At 37.8% G+C, this 262-nt stretch carries 1 protein-coding gene; it reads right to left on the minus strand.

Annotated features, from left to right (window positions below):
* Positions 1–262, minus strand: a 262-nt coding sequence (locus NG901_RS16745) for a UPF0223 family protein (RefSeq protein ID WP_252217078.1), incomplete at both ends; no start/stop codon positions are given.

Genomic DNA, 262 nt, shown 5'->3' on the forward strand with positions numbered 1-262 from the left:
TGCATTTTTATTTTACTAGTAGTTGCGTTTTTTACAAGTTGCATGACTTTATAGGCCGAATAGCCACTTGCTTTTTCAAAGTCGATACCAATCCGTTTTTCTTCTCCTTTGGCAGGGACTACTTGTTTGAATGCTCGATATTTTTCTTTGAGCTCAAGCGTATCTATGCCCTTTTCATACGCTCGCTCAATAGCTTCTAAAAATTGCACAACAATCGTCATTTCTTCGGTTGTCCAGTCTGGATTTAGTGGATAACTGTATT

Source organism: Clostridium sp. CMCC3677, assembly GCF_023845585.1.
Classification (GTDB): domain Bacteria; phylum Bacillota; class Clostridia; order Clostridiales; family Clostridiaceae; genus Clostridium; species Clostridium aquiflavi.